The sequence below is a fragment of the Mesorhizobium sp. WSM3859 genome (genome assembly GCF_002295065.1).
GTDB lineage: Bacteria > Pseudomonadota > Alphaproteobacteria > Rhizobiales > Rhizobiaceae > Mesorhizobium.
This window is the reverse complement of the sequence record NZ_NSGG01000013.1, coordinates 1-19856: the sequence shown is the minus strand read 5'-3', so window position 1 is coordinate 19856 and position 19856 is coordinate 1. Positions and strand designations below refer to the sequence as shown.

Annotated in this window: 15 protein-coding genes; 3 read left to right on the top strand and 12 right to left on the bottom strand. The window is 64.4% G+C overall.

The genetic code is table 11. The features are described 5' to 3' along the window. Positions 1-47: 47 nt before the first annotated feature. From CK230_RS23820 to CK230_RS23810, 3 genes are all read right to left on the bottom strand, one after another. Entirely contained in the window at positions 48-797 is a 750-nt protein-coding gene (locus CK230_RS23820; protein ID WP_095819591.1) for an enoyl-CoA hydratase-related protein, read from the bottom strand. A 10-nt stretch (positions 798-807) separates the two neighbouring features. Beyond that, positions 808-1446, bottom strand: a complete 639-nt coding sequence (locus CK230_RS23815; protein WP_095819590.1) for an acyl-homoserine-lactone synthase — start codon at positions 1444-1446, stop codon at positions 808-810. Positions 1447-1718: 272 nt separating this feature from the next. Next, complete coding sequence (locus tag CK230_RS23810; protein WP_095819589.1) at positions 1719-2450, bottom strand: LuxR family transcriptional regulator; 732 nt, start codon at positions 2448-2450, stop codon at positions 1719-1721. Positions 2451-2794: 344 nt separating this feature from the next. Here CK230_RS23810 and CK230_RS23805 point away from each other — a divergent pair, with 344 nt between their 5' ends. After that, positions 2795-3550: a transporter substrate-binding domain-containing protein gene (locus tag CK230_RS23805; RefSeq protein WP_095819745.1), complete on the top strand. Its 756-nt coding sequence runs from the start codon at positions 2795-2797 to the stop codon at positions 3548-3550. Positions 3551-3584: 34 nt separating this feature from the next. Here CK230_RS23805 and CK230_RS23800 read toward each other — a convergent pair whose 3' ends face one another. Continuing rightward, positions 3585-3998, bottom strand: coding sequence for a tellurite resistance TerB family protein (locus CK230_RS23800; RefSeq protein ID WP_095819588.1), 414 nt, complete (start codon positions 3996-3998; stop codon positions 3585-3587). Positions 3999-4152: 154 nt separating this feature from the next. On the opposite strand from CK230_RS23800, the gene CK230_RS23795 reads away from it, so the two are divergent. Beyond that, complete coding sequence (locus CK230_RS23795; RefSeq protein WP_095819587.1) at positions 4153-5802, top strand: lysine--tRNA ligase; 1650 nt, start codon at positions 4153-4155, stop codon at positions 5800-5802. Here the strand turns inward: CK230_RS23795 and CK230_RS23790 are convergent. The 8 genes from CK230_RS23790 to CK230_RS23755 form a co-directional block, all read right to left on the bottom strand. Continuing rightward, the gene (locus tag CK230_RS23790) at positions 5765-6661 is read right to left on the bottom strand and encodes a thermonuclease family protein (protein ID WP_245430040.1); all 897 of its coding nucleotides are present in this window, start codon (positions 6659-6661) and stop codon (positions 5765-5767) included. The genes CK230_RS23795 and CK230_RS23790 overlap by 38 nt on opposite strands. A 10-nt stretch (positions 6662-6671) precedes the next feature. Continuing rightward, a complete protein-coding gene (locus tag CK230_RS23785) occupies positions 6672-7310 on the bottom strand; it encodes a helix-turn-helix transcriptional regulator (protein ID WP_095819586.1) in 639 nt (212 codons plus the stop codon). A gap of 95 nt (positions 7311-7405) precedes the next feature. Beyond that, positions 7406-7948 (bottom strand): thioesterase family protein, encoded by a 543-nt coding sequence (locus tag CK230_RS23780; protein ID WP_095819585.1) that lies wholly within the window; start codon positions 7946-7948, stop codon positions 7406-7408. 9 nt (positions 7949-7957) lie between these two features. After that, a complete protein-coding gene (locus CK230_RS23775) occupies positions 7958-10177 on the bottom strand; it encodes a 3-hydroxyacyl-CoA dehydrogenase NAD-binding domain-containing protein (protein ID WP_095819584.1) in 2220 nt (739 codons plus the stop codon). 12 nt (positions 10178-10189) lie between these two features. After that, on the bottom strand, positions 10190-11398 hold the full coding sequence (locus CK230_RS23770; protein ID WP_095819583.1) for an acetyl-CoA C-acetyltransferase: 1209 nt from the start codon (positions 11396-11398) through the stop codon (positions 10190-10192). Between the two features lie 33 nt (positions 11399-11431). Further along, the gene (locus CK230_RS23765; protein WP_095819582.1) at positions 11432-12604 is read right to left on the bottom strand and encodes an acyl-CoA dehydrogenase family protein; all 1173 of its coding nucleotides are present in this window, start codon (positions 12602-12604) and stop codon (positions 11432-11434) included. A 52-nt stretch (positions 12605-12656) separates the two neighbouring features. Next, a complete protein-coding gene (locus CK230_RS23760) occupies positions 12657-14453 on the bottom strand; it encodes an acyl-CoA dehydrogenase (protein WP_095819581.1) in 1797 nt (598 codons plus the stop codon). A gap of 240 nt (positions 14454-14693) precedes the next feature. Next, entirely contained in the window at positions 14694-15158 is a 465-nt protein-coding gene (locus CK230_RS23755; protein WP_095819743.1) for a MerR family DNA-binding transcriptional regulator, read from the bottom strand. A gap of 463 nt (positions 15159-15621) precedes the next feature. On the opposite strand from CK230_RS23755, the gene CK230_RS23750 reads away from it, so the two are divergent. Next, positions 15622-19677 carry an SEL1-like repeat protein gene (locus CK230_RS23750; RefSeq protein WP_095819580.1) on the top strand — a complete coding sequence of 1352 codons (4056 nt, stop codon included), beginning with the start codon at positions 15622-15624 and terminating at the stop codon, positions 19675-19677. The last annotated feature ends 179 nt before the right edge of the window (positions 19678-19856 follow it).

Genomic DNA, 19856 nt, shown 5'->3' with positions numbered 1-19856 from the left:
CGCGCGGCTTTCGGCTTGCGCGGCGCTGAGACTTTCATGCCGGCCGCTCAGGCGGCCAGGCGGGCTATCCGCTGCAGCCGCTTCAGCGTGGTGTCATCCTGAAGCGCCTGCTGGAACAGCGTGATCTCGTGGTCGATACGATCGCACAACACCGCCGTATCGCCCTTGAGAAGGCTCCGCGTCTGCAGCAATGCCGCCACCGGCTTCTTGGCGAGCTGTTTCGCCCTCGTCAGCGTTGCTTCTTCGGCGCTGCCTTGCGTCACGATCTCGCCGACCAGGCCGAGCGCCTTGGCATCCTCGACGCCGAGCGTGTCGCCGAGGCAGAAGAAGCGGAAGGCGCCGGCATAGCCGAGCTTCTGGGGCGCCAGGATGCTGGTCGCCGCGTCCGGCACCAGGCCGAAATCGACGAACGGCACCCTGAAGGTGCTGCCCCTCGAGGCGATCACCATATCGCAGTGGAACAGGATGGTGCAGCCGACGCCGACGGCATCGCCGTCGACGCAGGCAAGCACCGGCTTGGGGAAGGTCGCCAGCATGCGGAACATGTCGGTGACGGCGGCGATCAGTTCCCGGTGCTTGGTGGCATCGAGGAATTCCGAGAAATCGCCGCCGAGGCAGAAACAGCCGGCAAGGCCACGCAGCATGACGACACGGACCTCATCATTGACCGCCGCCTCGCGCAAGGTTCTGGCAAGGCTCGCATAGGCGTGCCGGTCGAGCACCGGCCTTCCGTCATGCGAGGACACGGTGACGACCAGCGTGTGGCCGCGCAGTTCCGGTTCGGGATGGAAGCTCATGACCGCCTCCTCACGAAGCCTGCTTCAGGCCGAGCAGGCCGGGATAACCCCGGTTCAGCACCGGCAGGAAGTGGTTGCGGCGCTGGCGCACGATATCGAGCGTATGCTCGGTGAAGGTGAGCAACGTCGCCACGACCTGCTGGTTGCCATAGGTGCGCTGGTAGCCGAGCGGCTTTGCCAGGAAGTGCAGCTGCAGCGCCCTGAGCACCCACATCGGCTCGAACTCGATGATGACCTGGTTGACGTTGCGCTTCAGTCCCCATTCGACGAAGCCGGCGATCAATTCGGTGCCGACCGTCGAGACGCCGCGCTTGCCGTCGCGAAAGCCCGGCGCCACCGCGTAGCGGGTCAACTCCCAGACATTCGGTCCCGAGGGGGACTGCCCCTCGCAGAGATCGGACAGCACGTCGGTCAGAAGATGCGGTCGAGTGGTCGGCAGCATGCGCTGGTAGCCGGCCAGTTCGCCATTGCGGATCACAAGGTGATGTTCGGCCTCGTCATGGTCGAACTGGTCGATCTCGAGCTGGTCCGAACGATCGAGATCGGTCCATCCCATCTCCTCGACGAAGATCTTGTAGCGCAGGCGATGCACAGCCTCCCAAAGGTCGGGGCGTTCCATCAATTCCTGAGTGGTAAGGGCGAAAAGCATTAGCCGTCTCCTGGGCTTAAGAGGATGATACGGCCGGGCTTTCCCGAAAATATTACGCGAACGCGTAGGCAAGAATTTTAGGCCAGCACGGCCGACCTGGCTAATATAGCCACGCCTAATGGCGTCCGCGACTGCCCGCACACGGTTGGGGATGCCCAGTTTGATTTGGCGTTAAGAAATCATTAGCTCTCTCCCAAGAGGGAGATTCGGCTGCGTTTTTCTGAAATATCACGTGATCGATAAGCTGACATTTCTAGGTCGGCACGGCCGACCTAGCTGATATAGCCACGCCTAATCGCCTCCGCGACCGCCTGAACCCGGTTGGCTGCCCCGAGTTTGCTCTTGGCGTTAAGAAGATGTTTCTCGGAAGTGTGTTCCGAGATGCCTAAAATTTGAGATATCTCCCATTCGGACTTGCCAACGGCCGCCCATTGCAGGCATTCCCGCTCACGTGCCGTCAATTCTATATGGTCGACGAGCTTGTCGGCCTTGGTGTGCAGTTGCATGGCGCGGCCGATTGCATAGGTCGACGCCAGCGACACCATTCCGAATTCGGCATCCGACAATTCAACGGATTCGCCTCCCAGCGAGACCATGACGATCTGGCCGTCGAGCGTCACCAACGGAAACGCAAGGCCGTCGCGCAGCTTGAACTGGCGAGCGTCGCCCATGACCTCATCGCTGCTCTTGTCGATCACGGCGTTCTTGGACGCGTCCCGCCATTGGAACGGCGCCTGAAGCTGCTTCATGTGACTGACGACCGGATCGTGGTCGACATAGTTGCGCGCCACGTAGCGCTCCAGCCATTCGCCGGGCCAATCGCAAAGCATCACATGCTGTTTCTGCCGGCCGCGTGGCGTGCCGGGCTGCGGCACAGTTCCCGCCATCAGGGCGGTCAGGCCAAAATTCGAAGTGACGGCCAGCAGCCTCTCGCAAACCGCCGCCGCGGTGCCAGCATTCTGCAACTGGTCTATATATTCCAGAGTTCTGTCAAACAGGCCCATCGCAACATCTACCCCATGTTGCTTCTGCTTCTTCGTTACCGACAGTAGACGCTCGAAAACCCCTTCGCCATCAACCACGGGTCGCAATGGTCTCCGCAAAACCGGTAGCTTCCCCCTTCCGGCACGGAGGTTCATTTGCAACGGACTGAACCATACGCTGAATTTAGCCGCTTGAAATCAAAAACCGTTGTGCCTGCATCATTTTCATAGGAAAAGCCTCCGAACGGGGACGAGGTCGGAGCCATATCGTGATCTTGCGGTGGATAACTCTGGTCCTGATATCCGCACTTGCCGGCGTATTGCCCTTTGCCGGCGCGACTCAAGGCGCGGAGCCGCAGGTGCCGATGCTGTGGGACGCCAAGGAGCGGTTGCCGAAGCCCGATCTCTCCGCGCTGCCGCGGCTGAGATTCCTCACAACCACCGATTTTCCGCCCTTCAACTTCCTCGACGGCTCGGGGCGCCTGTCCGGTTTCCACATCGACCTGGCGCGGGCGATCTGCGCCGAACTGGACGTCGTTGACAAATGCCAGGTCCAGGCCCTGCCGTGGAACGAGTTGGAGGATGCCCTGCAGAAAGGCGAAGGCGAGGCAATCATCGCCGGCATCGCCGCGACGCCGGAGAGCCGCGAGAAATATGCCTTCTCGCGCTCCTATATGCAGTTCCCGGCGCGCTTCATCATGCCGAAGGCGAAAGCCTTCGCCGAGCCGGTCCTCGACAAGCTGCGCAGCAAGCGGGTCGGCGTCGTCGCCGGCTCGGCGCATGAGAAAATGCTGCGCGACTATTTCGCCACCGTGCAGGTGGTGACCTTCGGCACACCGGAAGACCTTTATGCCGGTCTCAAGGCCGGCAAGATCGACGCCGCCTTCGGCGACGGCATGCGCTTCGCCTTCTGGCTGGGCGGCTCCGACGCGGCCGGCTGTTGCCGCTTTGCCGGCGGCCCGTATCTGGCACCAGAGTATCTGGGCTCAGGCATGGCGATCGCCACCAGGGCGGGCGATCCGGCACTGGCCGCCGCCTTCGACTATGCGCTGCAGGAAATCTCGATCAAGGGCGCCTTTGCCGAGTTTTATCTGCGCTATTTCCCTGTCAGCTTCTTCTGACGCATCTCGCCCGAGGGCGCGCGGCGAGGCGCTTTCAGGTCAGCGTGCGCAGCCGCGCCTTGGCCGCTCGGGCAATTGCCGCAACCGTCAGCGTGTCGAGATCGAGCTTGAGGCGGATGAGTTGCAGCACCCTGACCTCCTCCATGCGCATTTCGAGATCGACGGCGGCGACCTCGAAAGCGGCGGCGTAAGCGGTGTCGCGCAGCCGCTCGGGCAGCGCTTCGGCAACGCGCGCCAGCACGCCTTCCAGCCCACCCTTCTCATGCAGCGCCTTCTGGCAGGCTTGCGCCACCGGAATCAGCCTGTCCTGGTTGAAGTCGACGAAGACCGGCCAGGAACGAATGACGTCGCCGATCCGCGCCAGCTCGACATCGGTCATGTCACGATCGGAAGCCGATGTGATGACCATCAGGTAGATCAAGGCTTCGTGCGTCGTCAGCAAAGGCATTCGAAACTCCTTGAGTGTGCGGCTCGAACGTAGGAGCGCAATTGTGGCGCCGCAAGGAAAACCGCCGCAAATCGTTGACGCTCCGGCCTGTCGCGCCTAGAGACCGGTCGACAAATCTCATCCGCCGCAAGACGGCCATGACTGGAACTTCGACATGACGGGATCAAACATCATCGATCTCACCCCCGAGATGCTTGCCGCGGCGGCCGAGACCAAGGCCTGGCCGTTCGAGGAAGCGAAGAAAATCATCGCCCGCTACAAGGGCAAAGAGTTTCCCGAGACCGTCCTGTTCGAGACCGGCTACGGCCCGTCCGGCCTGCCGCATATCGGCACCTTCGGCGAGGTGGCGCGCACCACCATGGTACGGCATGCCTTCCGGGTGCTGACCCAGGACAAGGTCAAGACCAAGCTTCTGTGCTTCTCCGACGATATGGACGGCATGCGCAAAATCCCGGACAACGTGCCGGACCGCGCCGCGCTCGAACCCTATCTGCACATGCCGCTGACCTCGGTGCCCAACCCATTCGGCGGCGACTATGCCAGCTTCGCCGACCACAACAACGCGATGCTGTGCCGCTTCCTCGACACGTTCGGCTTCGATTACGAATTCGCCAGCGCGACGCAGTACTACAAGGCCGGCCGTTTCGACGAGGTGCTGCTGCGCGCCGCCGAACGCTATGACGAGATCATGGGCGTGATGCTGCCGACGCTTGGGCCGGAGCGTCAGGCGACCTACAGCCCGTTCCTGCCGATCTCGCCGAAGAGCGGACGCGTGCTCTACGTGCCGATGATCAATGTCGACGCCAAGGCCGGCACCATCACTTTCGACGACGAAGGCACCGAGACCACGCTGCCGGTCACCGGCGGCCATGTGAAGCTGCAGTGGAAGCCGGATTTCGGCATGCGCTGGGCGTCGCTCGGCGTCGATTTCGAGATGTTCGGCAAGGACCACCAGACCAATGCGGTGATCTACGACCGCATCTGCAACATCCTCGGCGGGCGCGCGCCGGAGCATTTCGTCTACGAGCTGTTCCTCGACGAGGAAGGCCAGAAGATCTCGAAGTCGAAGGGCAATGGCCTGACCATCGATGAATGGCTGACCTACGCGCCGACCGAGAGCCTCGGCCTCTATATGTATCAGCGGCCGCGGCAGGCGAAGAAGCTCTATTTCGACGTCATCCCGAAGGCGGTGGACGAATATTACGCCTTCCTTGGCGCCTATCCGCGCCAGGACTGGAAGGAGCGGCTCGGCAATCCGGTCTGGCACATGCATGACGGCAACCCGCCGGCCATCGACCTGCCGGTGCCGTTCGCGCTGCTGCTCAACCTGGTGAGCGCCTCAAACGCGCATGACAAGGCGGTGCTGTGGGGCTTCATCTCGCGCCACGCGCCGGGCGTGACGCCGAAGACGCACCCGGAGCTTGACCGGCTGACCGGCTACGCGATCCGCTATTTCGACGACTTCGTGAAGCCGACCAAGGTTTACCGTGCCGCCGACGAGGTGGAGCGCGAGGCGCTGGCGAGGCTTTCCGAGGCGCTCGGCGCGCTGCCGCAAGGCGCCGACAGCGAAGCGATCCAGAATGCCGCGCTCAATGTGGCGCGCAAGATCGAACGCTACCAGGACCATTCCAAGCAGAGCCCGGAAGGCGGACCCGGCGTGTCGGTCGCCTTCTTCCAGATGATCTACCAGGTGCTGATTGGGCAGGAACGCGGCCCGCGCTTCGGTTCCTTCGCGGCGCTCTACGGCGTCGCCGAGACGCGCGCGCTTATTGAGCGGGCGCTGGCTGGTCAGCTGGCGGCGTAACGGCGCCGCTATCGGCCGGCAGGATCGAATCCGGCGCCACCGGCGCCGGACCTGACATGGCTGGCACCGCCGGCAGGCCGTCAAGCTTCGGCGCCGGGCCGAAAATACCTTTCCTGGCCGTGCGGGCCTTGTTCTCGGCCTCGACATAGGGGCCGCCTTGCGCGGCGCGCGCCCAGCCGTTCTCGACCAGCCACTGGCCGATGTCCTGGTTGCCGATATGGCATTCGGCGGAAATGGTGTCGCGGCCGCCCTCCGGCGGCACCGCGCAGGCGACCGCGCGGCCGCGCAGGAAGGCACGGAAGGCTGTTCTGGCGCGCGCGCCGCAGGCCCAGCTCTGGCCCTCGTCGCTGCAGGTTTCGTCTGCCTTGACCGCGTCCACGCCGGACACGGCGACCGCATAGCCCTTCGCCTCGATCAGCCCGGCGGCGATGGCGACCGGCTGGAAGAGCTTGGTGCCGTTCCAGTCGCCCGGCATCTTCGTTTTGGGCGGCTTGGGCGGCCCGGCCAGCGCCAGATCGCTGAGCGGCGCACGCGGTTCCACCCGTTCGAGTTCCTCGTCCGACAGTTCGGGCGGGGCCACGACGTCGGGATCGATGGCCCTCGAGTGAACAACGGGGTTCGGTGCCTGCGGAGCGGCCGGCGCGGGAATGGCCGAAGTCATCGGCTCTTCCGGGGGCATATCCGCGCCGGAAGCGGAGAGCGTATCGTTGCCGGCGGTGGAGAGCGCTTCGGCGATGGGATCGATCTGATCGACCGTGATGACGCTCTCATGCCCCTTGACCACGCGGCCGCCTGCCGCGACGAGCGCGACCATCACCGGAACCGCCAGAACCGTCAGGACGATCTGAAGAAGCCGCACCAGCCCGGACCTACTGGCTCGCCCAGACGATGCGCGCCACCCATTCGATTTCGCGCGTCGGGATGTCACGGTCCGGGTGGGCGGGGTTGAGCGAAACCAGCACGATCGATTTAACCGTTTGCCGGTCGAGCACCTTAGCCATCACCTCCCCGGCGGTGGTCTTGACGACGACGCGGTCGCCCTTGCGCGTCGGCGCGCCCGGTTCGACGATCAGCACATCGCCATTGCGGTAGAGCGGCAGCATGGAATCGCCTTGTACCTGCAGCGCGTAGGACGTCTCGGTCGCCCGCGCGGGAAGCTCGACCAGATCCCAGCCCTGCCCCGCCGGATAGCCGGCATCATCGAAGAAGCCTCCCGCGCCGGCCTGCGCAAAGCCGAGCAGCGGAACCGCGCTGCGATGTAGGGCGACGGAGGCAGCGCGCCCTTCGACAAGTCCGGTGAATTCCTCGAGCGACGCGCCGGTGGCCTCGATGATCTTGGCCAGCGACTCGGTCGAGGGCCAGCGCGGCCTTCCGTCGGAAGACAGGCGCTTCGACTTGTTGAAGGCCGTCGAATCGAGGCCCGCGCGCCGGGCAAGGCCGGAAGCCGACAGCGAATAGCGCTCGGCGAGAGCGTCGATTGCGGCCCAGACGCGATCGTGTGAGAGCAAGTCCGCTCTCCTTCGAAAACAGGAAAAAATGCCTCAAGCCTGTCTAGCGCGCGACCATCTGATTGTCCACTGGCGAAGCGTCGGATCACCGACAATCAGACGTGCTTGGCCTGTTCGCGCAGATTCCTGTGCGAGGCCATGAACGCCCGCTCGGCTTCGGTCGGCGGGCGTGAACTGGCGGCGTGGCCGAGCGCCGCGACGACCTCGTCGATGTCGAGGAAGCGGCGACTGCTGCGGTCATAGACGCCGCCGGTGGTCAGGATCAGCGCCGCGGTCTCGCCGCCATCGAGAACGAAACGGTGCCGGCCGATGACGGACGTACCTTCCCAGGTTTCGATCGATGAGACCACCTCGAAGCGGCGCCACAACTTGATTTCACGCACATAGGCCACCTGCAGGCCGCCGATCATCGGCGCCCAGCCATTCTTGCGCGCGAGCGCGATCAGACCGACGCGCAGGAAGATGTCGATGCGGCCGAGATCGGCCAGCATCATGTAGCGCGCATTGTTGAGGTGAAGGTTGAAATCGATGTCGGTCGGCAGGCAGCGAAAGGCCAGCCGGCTCTCATCGCCGACAACATAAGGGCCACGGCTCGACGCCGTGGCCATGGTGCGCGCCATTCGCCCCCAGACATACATGCTGGTTGGTCAGGCCGCTTCTCTGACCTCACCCTTTTGGTAGGGGTCGAAGCGCTGGTAGAAGGTCTCGCCCTTCTCGGCCATGTCGAGCAGCAGCTTCGGCGCCTTGAACTCGGCGCCATACTTCTTCTGCAGGCCCTTGGCGATCTTGACGAAACGCTTGGCGCTGATGCCGTCGATGTAGGACAGCGCGCCGCCGGTGAAGGGCGCGAAACCGAAGGCGAGGATCGAGCCGACATCGGCCTCGCGCGGATCGGTGACGATGCCTTCTTCCATCACCCGCGCCGCTTCCAGCGAGATGGTGACCAGCAGGCGCTGTTTCAGCTCCTCATAGTCGACCGTCTCGGGCTTCAATTGCGGGTAAAGATCCTTGAGGCCCGGCCACAGCTTCTTCTTCGCGGGCTTCGCCGGATAGTCGTAGAAGCCTTTGCCGTTCTTGCGGCCGAAACGGCCATGCGTGTCGACCATGGTGTTAATAAGCGCCATCTGCTTGGGATCGACGGCCTTCTCGCCCAGATCCCTGATGGTCTGCTTCATGATCTTCTGGGCAAGATCGACGGCGGTCTCGTCGGTCAGGGCCAGCGGGCCAACCGGCATGCCGGCGGCCTTGGCGGCATTCTCGATCATCGGCGCCGGGACGCCTTCGATCAGCATCTTGTAGGCTTCCGACATGTAGCGCAGCACGCAACGGTTGACGTAGAAGCCGCGCGTGTCGTTGACGACGATCGGCGTCTTCTTGATGGCGCGCACGAAGTCGAAGGCGACGGCCAGAGCCTTGTCGCCCGTCTTCTTGCCGAGGATGATCTCGACCAGCATCATCTTGTCGACCGGCGAGAAGAAGTGGATGCCGATGAAGTTCTTCGGCCGCGCCGAATTCTTGGCCAGAGCGGTGATCGGGATGGTGGACGTGTTCGACGCGAAGATCGCCGATGACTTCAGCACCGCTTCCGCCTTCTGTGTGGCGTCCTTCTTGACGGCTGAATCCTCGAAGACCGCCTCGACGACCAGATCGCAGCCGGCGAGGTCGGCATAGTCCGCCGTTGGCGTGATCAGCGACAGAAGCTTGTCCTTGTCTTCGGGCTTGGCGCGGCCCTTCTTGACCTGGTCGGCCATGAGGCTGTCGGAATGCGCCTTGCCCTTCTCGGCCGAAGGCAGGTCGCGGTCGAGCAGCACCACCGGAATGCCGGCTTTTGCCGTGACATAGGCGATGCCGGCGCCCATGAAGCCGGCGCCGAGAATGCCGATCTTCTTGAACTTGGTGTCCAGCACGCCTGCCGGACGGCGCGCGCCCTTGTTCAGTTCCTGCAGCGACAGGAACAGCGAGCGGATCATCGCCGCCGCCTCCTTGGTCTGCATGATCTCGGTGAAATAGCGCTGCTCGATCCTGAGCGCCGTGTCGAAGGGCACCAGCAGGCCTTCATAGACGCATTTCAAGATCGCGGCCGCCGCCGGATAATTGCCATAGGTCTCGCGGCGCAGGATGGCGATGGCCGGCGGCCAGAGATTGGCGCCGGCGGCCGAATAGATCGGACCGCCCGGCAGCTTGAAGCCCTTCTCATCCCAGGGCGCGACCGGCTTCAGGCCGTTCTTGATCATCGCCTTGGCTGTCTCGACGAGCTTTGCAGGCTCCGCGATCTCATGGATCAGGCCCATCTGCTTCGCTTTCTGCGGCGTGAGATTCTGGCCGGTGGTCAGCATCTGCAGTGCCTGCTGCTGATCGGTCAGCCGCGGCACGCGCTGGGTGCCGCCGGCGCCGGGGAAGATGCCGATCTTCACTTCGGGCAGCGCCATCTTGACCTTGTCGCTGTCAGCTGCGACGCGGCCGTGGCAGGCGAGCGACATCTCGAAGGCGCCGCCCATGCAGGTGCCGTTGATCGCCGACACAAACGGCTTGCCGCAGGTCTCGATCTTGCGGAACAGGCCGGTCATATAGCCGGCATTCTCGAACAGCGTCTTGGTCGCCTTCTCGAGATCCTTCTCCTTGTCGACGGCGAAGGTAGCCAGCATCTTCTGCAGCATGGTGATGTCCGCGCCGCCGGAGAAAGAGTCCTTGCCGGAGGTGATGACCGCACCCTTGATGGCGGCATCGCCGGCCACCTTGTCGACGATGGCGTTCAGTTCGCGCATCACCTCTTCGGTGAAGACGTTCATCGAGCGGTCCGGCATGTCCCAGGTGATCAAGGCAATGCCGTCGGCGTCCACGTCGAGGGTGAAATTGGTGTAGCTCATAATCTCTCTCCCTCAGACGCGTTCGATGATGGTGGCGGTGCCCATGCCGGCGCCGATGCACAGCGTGACCAGCGCGGTGTTGAGGTCGCGGCGCTCCAGCTCGTCCAGCACCGTGCCCAGGATCATGGCGCCGGTGGCGCCGAGCGGATGGCCCATGGCGATCGCGCCGCCATTGACGTTGATCTGGTCATGCGGAATGTCGAAAGCCTGCATGTAGCGCAGCACGACGGAGGCGAAGGCCTCGTTAAGCTCGAACAGGTCGATGTCCGACTGCTTCATCCTGGCGCGCTTCAAGAGCTTCTCGGTGACGTCGACCGGGCCGGTCAGCATCAACACCGGCTCGGAACCGATATTGGCGAAAGCACGGATGCGGGCGCGCGGCTTCAGGCCCATCGCCTTGCCGGCCTTCTTGGAGCCGAGCAGCACAGCGGCGGCGCCGTCGACGATGCCGGACGAATTGCCGGCGTGATGGACGTGGTTGACCTCCTCGACCTCCGGATGCTTCTGCACGGCGACCGCGTCGAAGCCGCCCATTTCGCCGGGCATGACGAAGGACGGGTTGAGGGAAGCCAGCGACTGCATGTCGGTCGAAGGCCGCATGTGCTCGTCATGGTCGAGGATGGTAAGGCCGTTCTGGTCCTTGATCGGGATCACCGAATTCTTGAAGCGGCCTTCGCTCCATGACTTGGCGGCGCGCTTCTGGCTCTCGACGGCATAGGCGTCGACGTCGTCGCGGGAAAAACCGTATTTCGTGGCGATCAGGTCGGCCGAGATACCCTGCGGCACGAACCAGCCGGGGAGACCGACGGAGGGGTCCATGAACCAGGAACCGCCGGACATGCCCATGCCGACGCGCGACATGGATTCCACGCCGCCGGCGATGACGATCTCGTCCGCGCCCTGCGCGATCTTGGCGGCGCCGAAATTAATGGCGTCGAGGCCGGAGGCGCAGAAGCGCGAAATCTGCATGCCGGGCGCCGAGGTCGCGTAGCCGGCCTCGAAGGCGGCGGCGCGCGGAATGACGGAGCCCGCCTCGCCGACCGGATCGACGCAGCCGAAGATGATGTCGTCGACAGTGCTGGTGTCGAGCCCGTTGCGATCGCGCAGCGCTTCCAGCGTCCTGGCCGCGAGCCGCACCGCCGGCACCTCGTGCAGCGAGCCGTCCTTCTTGCCCTTGCCGCGCGGCGTGCGCACGGCGTCATAGACGTAAGCCTCAGTCATTTTCGTGCTCCTTGGCTTTGCCAGTCGCCGCGCTCAGAGGGAGCGCCCGATCAGCAATTTCATGATCTCGTTGGTGCCGCCATAGATGCGCTGGACGCGGGCGTCGCGGTACATGCGGGCGATCGGATATTCATTCATGTAGCCATAGCCGCCATGCAATTGAAGGCATTCGTCGACGACTTTGCCCTGCAGATCGCTGAGCCAGTATTTGGCCATCGAGGCGGTCACTGGGTCGAGGCCGCGATCGATGTGGCGGGCGACGCAGTCATTGTAGAAGACACGGCCGATCGTGGCCTCCGTCTTCAGCTCGGCCAGCTTGAACTGGGTGTTCTGGAAATCGATGACGGCCTTGCCGAAGGCCTTGCGCTCCTTGACGTAGTCGATGGTGAGCGCCAGCGCCCGCTCGATCATGGCGATCGCGCCAGTGCCGATCTGCAGGCGCTCCTGCGGCAATTGCTGCATCAGTTGAACGAAGCCCTTGCCCTCCTCGTGGCCGAGCAGGTTGGAGGTCGGCACGCGAACGTCGTTGAAGAACAGCTCGGAGGTGTCGTTCGACTTCAGCCCGATCTTGTCGAGGTTGCGGCCGCGTTGAAAACCTTCGACCTCGTCGGTCTCGACGACGATCAGCGACGTGCCCTTGGCGCCCTTGTCCGGATCGGTCTTGGTGACGACGATGATCAGGTTGGCGAGCTGGCCATTGGTGATGAAGGTCTTGGAACCGCTGATCTTGTAGTGGTTGCCGTCCTTCTCGGCGCGGGTCTTGACGCCCTGCAGGTCGGAGCCGGCGCCAGGCTCGGTCATGGCGATGGCGCCGATCAACTCGCCGGTCGCGAGCCTGGGCAGCCATTTCTGTTTCTGCTCCTCGGAGCCATAATGCAGGATGTAAGGGGCGACGATCGAATTGTGCAGGCCGATGCCGAAGCCGTCGACGCCGACATGGCCGATGGCCTCGATGATGGCGCTCTCATGCGCGAAGCTGCCGCCAGAGCCGCCGTATTTCTCCGGCATGGAAGCGCAAAGCAGGCCCGCCGCTCCGGCCTTCAGCCAGCTCTCGCGGTCGAACATCTCGTTCTTCTCGAACTCGTCATAGCGCGGCGCGATCTCTTCGGCCATGAAGCGGGACGCCATGTCGTAGAGCATGCCGACCTCGTCCGCTGCCCAGGCGGGCTTCGGAAGACCAAGAATTTCGGCTGGATTTGTCGCCACGATTTCCTCCGCGTTCCGACAATTGTGGGCCGGCGGCGCCGGCCCGCCAAACCTAGAACGCTTCCGCCGGCAGCGCCATCAGGGTGTCCGCGCCGCAGGAAATGCGGGCAAGGCGCGTCGACGTTTCCGGCATGATACGATCCATGAAGAAGCGCGCCGTGACCAGCTTGGTGTCGTAGAACGACGCAGCGCCATTGGCGCCATCCGCGAGCTTCGTCTGCGCGGATTTCGCCATCTGCGCCCACATATAGCCCAGCGCGACAAGGCCGAAGAGATGCATGTAGTCGGTCGAGGCGGCGCCCGCATTGTCGGGCTTGGCCATGGCGTTCTGCACCAGCCACATGGTGGCGGCCTGGAGGTCGTTGAGGCCCTTCTTCAGCGCCTTGGTGAAGGGCGCCATCTTCTCATCAGTGCGGTTCTCCTCGCAGAACTCGCCGACCTCCTTGAAGTAGGCCTGCACGGCGCGGCCGCCGTTCTGCGCCAGCTTGCGGCCGACGAGGTCGAGCGCCTGGATGCCGTTGGCGCCTTCATAGATCATGGCGATGCGGGCATCGCGCACGAACTGGCTCATACCGTGTTCTTCGATATAGCCGTGGCCGCCGAACACCTGCTGCGCCATCACGGCGTGATCGAACCCCTTGTCGGTCAGCACGCCCTTGACCACCGGCGTCATCAGTCCGGTGTAATCGTCAGCGGCCTGGCGGTCCTTGTCGTCGCCGGAACGATGCGCGACGTCGGACTTGATCGCCGTCCACAGCGCCAGCGCGCGGCCCCCCTCGTTGAAGGCCTTCATTGTCATCAGCGAACGGCGGATGTCGGGATGGACGATGATCGGGTCGGCCTTCTTGTCCGGCGCCTTGGCGCCCGACAGCGAACGGCCCTGCAGCCGGTCCTTGGCGTAGGACACGGCGTTCTGATAGGCGATCTCGGAGACCGAAAGCCCCTGCAGGCCGACGCCAAGGCGGGCCTCGTTCATCATCGTGAACATGGCCTTCAGGCCGCCGTTCAACTCGCCGAGCAGCGTGCCCTCGGCCTCGTCATAATTCATGACGCAGGTCGAATTGCCATGGATGCCCATCTTCTCCTCGATCGAGCCGCAGGAGAGCGTGTTGCGTTCACCTGGATTGCCGGAGGCATCGGGCTTGAATTTCGGCACGATGAACAGCGAGATGCCCTTGACGCCTTCGGGCGCGCCCTCGACGCGGGCCAGCACCAGATGGACGATGTTGTCCGACATGTCGTGCTCGCCGGCGGAGATGAAGATCTTTTGGCCGGAAATCCTGTAGGTGCCGTCGCCGTTGGGAACGGCCTTGGTGCGCAGCAGGCCGAGATCGGTGCCGCAATGCGGCTCGGTGAGGTTCATGGTGCCGGTCCAGCCGCCCTCGATCAGCCGCGGCAGCCAGGTGGCCTTCTGCTCGTCGGTGCCATGGGTGACGATGGCAGCGATCGCGCCTTGCGTCAGGCCGGGATACATCATCAGCGCCATGTTGGCCGAGATCATATATTCGGAGACGGCGGTGTGGACGGCATAGGGCAGACCCTGGCCACCGAACTCGGCAGGTGCGGCAAGTCCCATCCAGCCGCCCTCACGATACTGGTCGTAGGCGTCCTTGAAGCCCTTGGGCGTCGTCACCGAGCCATCGTCATGACGCAGGCAGCCTTCCATGTCGCCGACGCGGTTCAGCGGATGCATGACGTTCTCGGCGAGCTTGGCGCCTTCGGCGAGGATCGCCTCGACCACATCGGGCGTCGCGTCCGAGAAGCCCGGAAGATTGGAATAGCGCTGATAGCCCAGCACGTCGTTGAGCACGAACAGCGTGTCCTGGATCGGCGCCCTGTAGATCGTCATGCCTTCCTCCACCCTTACAGCCCCGGCTCCGACCAGCAAGTCGCCTGTCCGCGTCCTGGACAGGAGGCCGAGCCAATGTCGATGCTCCGATAGCAAATATTGACGTTTGCGTAAACGTCAACTTCGTCGCAGCCAAAAATTTTTGTGAGGGGTCCGGCATTGCGACGACAAAAAAGCCGCGCGGCCGTAGCCACGCGGCTTTCCATTTCCGGGGTTTTCGCCGTTGAAGGCGAGGTGCGATCAGCCGGCGGCGCTGGCCTGAGGCGCCGCCGTGCGCTCGCTGAGCATCTGGCGCACGGTCTTCATCGAGTTGCTCAACTCGCCGATAGCATCGTCGATCAGCGCCCGCTGCTTCTGCAGGCGGGCGAGCTGCTTCTCGGACTTGTCGAGCGCCAGTCGCAACTGCTTGGTGTTGGTGCCGGTCGGATCATAGAGATCCATCATCTGCTTGACGTCGCGCAACGAGAACCCGACCTTGCGGCCGAGCAGGATCAGCTTCAGCCGAGCCTTGTCACGGCGCGTATAGAGACGGGTCGAACCGTCGCGGTGCGGATTGAGAAGGCCCTTGTCTTCATAGAAACGCAGCGTGCGCAGCGTCACGCCGTATTTCTTGGCCATCTCGCCGATGCGGACGAATTCCTCGCCGGCCTCGGCCGGAATGTCATTGGTATTGGCCGCGGCTTCGCCGGCCGAAACGAGTTTCATGGTCACTGGCTTTCCCCTGGTGGCGTCGCGGTCGCGGACCAAGCGTCGCCTGAATGGAAGCGGGGGCGTGCTTCCAATCGTGGTTGCAACAAATCAATCGCAAGAGGCACGGCTTCGCACCTTTTACGTTTACGTCAATCCTATACCGATAGCCGCAAGGTGACGCAAGGGCGTTGTCGGATCCGACCTTTATGCCGCACCCATGTGCCGGGCTTATCAGGCGGCTCACGAATTCTGCCCGTCTTCTTAAGCTTGGTTAACGCCTTGTTTACCACGTTGGGCGAAATGTGCGCATGTCGGTCACCCGTGGTTATCCTGTAGCGAATTTTTCACGGTTTTCGAAGCGCGGGTAAAACCCGGGAAGCTCGCCTTCCTCCGCAGCAAAACCGCTCGGCTCGCTTCGTATCCGGCAGGCTACTGGGAAACCGGTCTTTGGCCGGCCACTCTGAACACGGGCGCATCGATGAACAGCAAGCGGTCCTATCTCGATACACTCAACGCCGGCAGGCAGCGCCGGCCGCACGCCTCGCTCGAAGAGCTGAACCGCTCGCTCGAAACGCTGGAGCAGCGGCTGGACCGGACGCGCGCCGACATGCCCGATCGCCCCGACCCGCGGCGGCCGACCGCCGAGCCGCGTTACCCAAGCGCGCAGCCTTACGGCCAGGCGCCGCGCTGGTATGAGGATCCCTATTCCGCGCAAAGGCCCCTGGACCGGGCGCCGCAAAATCCGGCGCCGCAGAGCCCGCGGCCGCAGGAGCGGGCCCCGCAAAACCCCGCGCCCGCCTATCAGGCAATCGCGCGCGACATCGACCGGGTGCGCGGCCAGGAAGACAGCGTCGCCATGGTCGGCAAGATCGCCGTCGAGCTGCGCGGTCTGCGCGAGGAACTGCGCCACCAGATGACGGCAGGCCTGCAGCGCGAGTTCGAAGCCTTCCGCCAGGATATCGACCGCGCCCTGCAGTCCAACAGCCAGCGCGGCGAGGTGCCCGACAAGAGCAGCGCCGAGCTCGGCCTCGAGTTCGAGCGGCTTTCGGGAGCGATCCAGTCGCTCGCCGAAAAAAGCGACGACCGCAGCGTCAATCTGCTGCGGCTGGAACTGGAACAGGTGAAGGGCGCTCTGGACACGTTGGCGCGCGAGGAAAGCGTGCAGAAGGTCGACCGCCGCTGGGACGATTTCGACCGCCGCTGGAGTGCCTTCGAGGACCGCGTCGATGCGGACCAGCGCAAGCGCGCGGAAGGGCCGAGCCTCTCGGTGCTGACAGACCGGCTCGAGCAGATCAGCAGCGCCGTCAACAGCCTGCCTGAATCGCTTTCGCTGCGCTCGCTGGAGGAAAAGGTGCGCACGCTTGCCGGTGCGGTCGACCGTTTTGCCGGCCAGCAGACCGCGCGCGGCGGCGAAACCCTCGCCATGATCGACGAGCGGCTGGACGAAATTTCCCGCGCCATCGTCGCATCGACCGTCGCCGCGCAGGCCAATGCCTTCGACCCGGAGACCTTCGGCCGGATCGAGAAGCGCATGGCCTCGCTGGCGGTGCAAATCGAAGAAGTCGCGCAGTCGCAGCCCGGCGTCGAGGTCATCGATCGCCTCAATCTTCTTACCAGCCGCGTGGACCAGCTGGCCGGCCGCGCCGACCTGCCGGAGCAGGCCATGGAGCGGCTGGGCAAACAGATTGCTTCCATCACCGACAAGATGGACCGCGCGCCGGCCATGCCCGACGCCGACCAGATATTCCAGGGCCTGGAGCAGCGCTTCGACGCGCTGTCGACGCTGCTCGAGCGCCGCCAGGGAGACGCAATCGAACAAAGCAACGCATTGTTCCACGATCTCGAGCGTCGACTGGACGAGGTCGCGGACAGGCTCGACCAGCGCATGCGCGAGGACGATAGCACCGGCATCATGGAAGCGATCGACGCCCGCTTCACCGCTTTGGCCAACCGCCTCGAAACGCGCGCGCCGGATCCCGCCAGCGACATGGCGATCCGCGGGCTGGAAATCCGGCTCGAGGACATTTCCAGCCGGCTGGAATCGTCGGCGCAGCAGGTCGCCGGCATCGATCCGGCCCTGATCCGCAGCCTGGAAGCGCAGGTTGCCGGCCTGTCGGCGCATCTTTCCAAGCCTGGCACGCCGCTGCCCGAATTCGAGGACATCAGCCCGCGACTGAACGAGATCGAGAAGTCGCTGGCCGGCACGCGCGACTCGATCCTGAGCGTGGCGCGCGAGGCGGCCGAGAGTGCCGTCAAATCGCTCGCAGAGTCGACGTCCAGCACGGCCCAGACCAACGCGACCGCGGTGGCCGGCCTCGCCCAGGACCTGAAGACGCTCGAAGCGCTCACCCGCCGCTCGGACGAACGCAACTCGCGGACTTTCGAGGCAATCCACGACACGCTGCTCAAGATTGTGGACAGGCTGGGTTCGCTTGAATCGAGCGAGACCAGCGAAGCGGTCAGCGAACTGGTCGATCCGCAACCGGTCGGCAAGCGCGGCCGCGGCAGCAAGATCGCGGTGCAGGACGCGCCTTCGATGGATATCGACCAGCCGCTGCCGCTCACCGGAGACATGGGCAGCCTTGAAGGCCGCGCCGCGGCGATCATGCACGACGAACCAGACGCGCCACGCACGCCTGCCGAGGCCGCGGCAGCGGCCGCCATGGCAGCGCTCGGGCCGGATGCGATCGGCGACAAGAGCGAGAGGGCCAGCCGCAAGAAATCGATGTTCAGCGGCCTGGCGCGCGCTTTCAAAGGCAAGAAGGAAGCGGACACGCAGCCGCTTGCCGGCTCGGCGTCGGTCGGCGACGTGCCAAACGTCGACATCGACGAACCGCTCGACCCCAAGGCCGCCAACCGGCCGTTGGAACCCGGCTCCGGCGCGCCGGACCTCAACGCCATCATGAGGCGCGTGCGCGACGAGCGCGGCGGCCAGCCGGCCCGGCGCACCGACAGCGATGCCGCCAAGTCGGATTTTATCGCCGCGGCCCGCCGCGCGGCCCAGGCGGCAGCTGCGGAAGCCGATACGCTGAAGCGGCAATCGACCATGACCGGTCCGGTGAAGGCGCTGAGGATCGGCGACCTGCTCAAGGCGCGGCGCAAGCCGATTCTGATGGCGGCCGCCGCAATCATGCTGGCGCTGGCGGGCCTGCAGCTGGGCAAGGCCTTCTTGTCCGATCCCGTCGAGACGGCCAGCAACCAGCCCGCCCCGATCGTCTCGACGCAGACGGTCGACACGGCGTCGCTCAACGCCACCGCCGCGCCACAGGCCGACGCGCAAAAAACCGACACACCGAAGATTGATGCCGCAGCGGCACAGGCCGAAAGCGCGCCTGCCCGTCCCGTCAGACAGGCGGAGCCCGTCCAGGAGATGGCACCGGCCGCATCTGTCCCAGCAAGTCCCGAAAGCGCAGCTGCCATGCCGGCGGAACCGGCACCCGCGCCGGTGGCGCTTGCAACGCCTGCCGCACCGGCGCCGATGGCTTCAGCGACGCCATCCGAACCCGCCGCCGCGGCTGCCACCGCGACGGACACCGATGGCGACACGCAGCCGATGGTCAAGGAGCCAGTGGCGGCCAGTCCGGCAGCGAACGGCGCGGCAACAGGCGCGCCGGCGCCCACTTCAGCCGACACGACAGCCGCCGTGCCGGCGGCCGCAAGCCAGACGGCCGCGGCCAAATTCGACATTCCTTCCGAAATCAGCCCGGTGGCGCTGCATGACGCCGCCGCCGGCGGCGACGCCAAGGCGCTGTTCGAGGTCGGCTCGCGCTATGCGGAATCGCGCGGCGTGAGGGAAGACATGAAGGCCGCCGCCAAATGGTACGAGCAATCGGCCGAGCTCGGCTTCGCGCCGGCCGAATACCGCATCGGCAATTTGTACGAAAAGGGCATCGGCGTCGCGCGCGACATCAAGAAGGCCAAGACGTACTACCAGCTCGCCGCCGAACAAGGCAACGCCAGCGCCATGCACAATCTGGCGGTGCTGTTCGCCATGGCGGCGGACGGGGTGACAGACAATGAATCGGCCACGCACTGGTTCCAGGAAGCCGCCGACCTCGGCGTCAAGGACAGCCAATTCAACCTCGGCATCCTGGCGGCCAAGGGCGTCGGCATGAAACAGAACCTGGAAGAGTCCTACAAGTGGTTCGCGCTGGTCGCCAAGACCGGCGACAAGGACGCCGCCGCCAAGCGCGACGAAATCGCCAATGCACTGCGGCCCGAGCAGCTCGAGCGGGCGCGCGCCGCCGCGGAATTGTGGAAGGCCAAGCCGCTCAACGCCGCCGCCAACTCGGCCGACATTCCGGAGTCCTGGCAGGACAGCACGCCGCAGACAACCGCCGGCATCGACATGAAGAAGGCGGTGAAGAACATCCAGCTGATCCTCAACAAGAACGGCTACGATGCCGGCGGCGCCGACGGCGTGATGGGCGGCAAGACCAAGACCGCCATCATGGCGTTCCAGACCGACAACAAGATGACGCCGACCGGCGAGATCGACGCGCCGCTCGTCAAGGCGCTGTTGGCGAAGAAATAACGGCAGCGCGTCGCATACGCGACGCCCTGCCACACATTTGCCTGTTAACTGATTGAGATGGTTTTTGTTTCGGCGCGGGGGGGGGGTTTGTGGCCCCCCCCCGCCGCGGCGCGATAAAATTTGGATTTTGGGGGGTTTTTATGTAGGAGAACCCCGAAGGTCGCAAGCCGCACAAATGA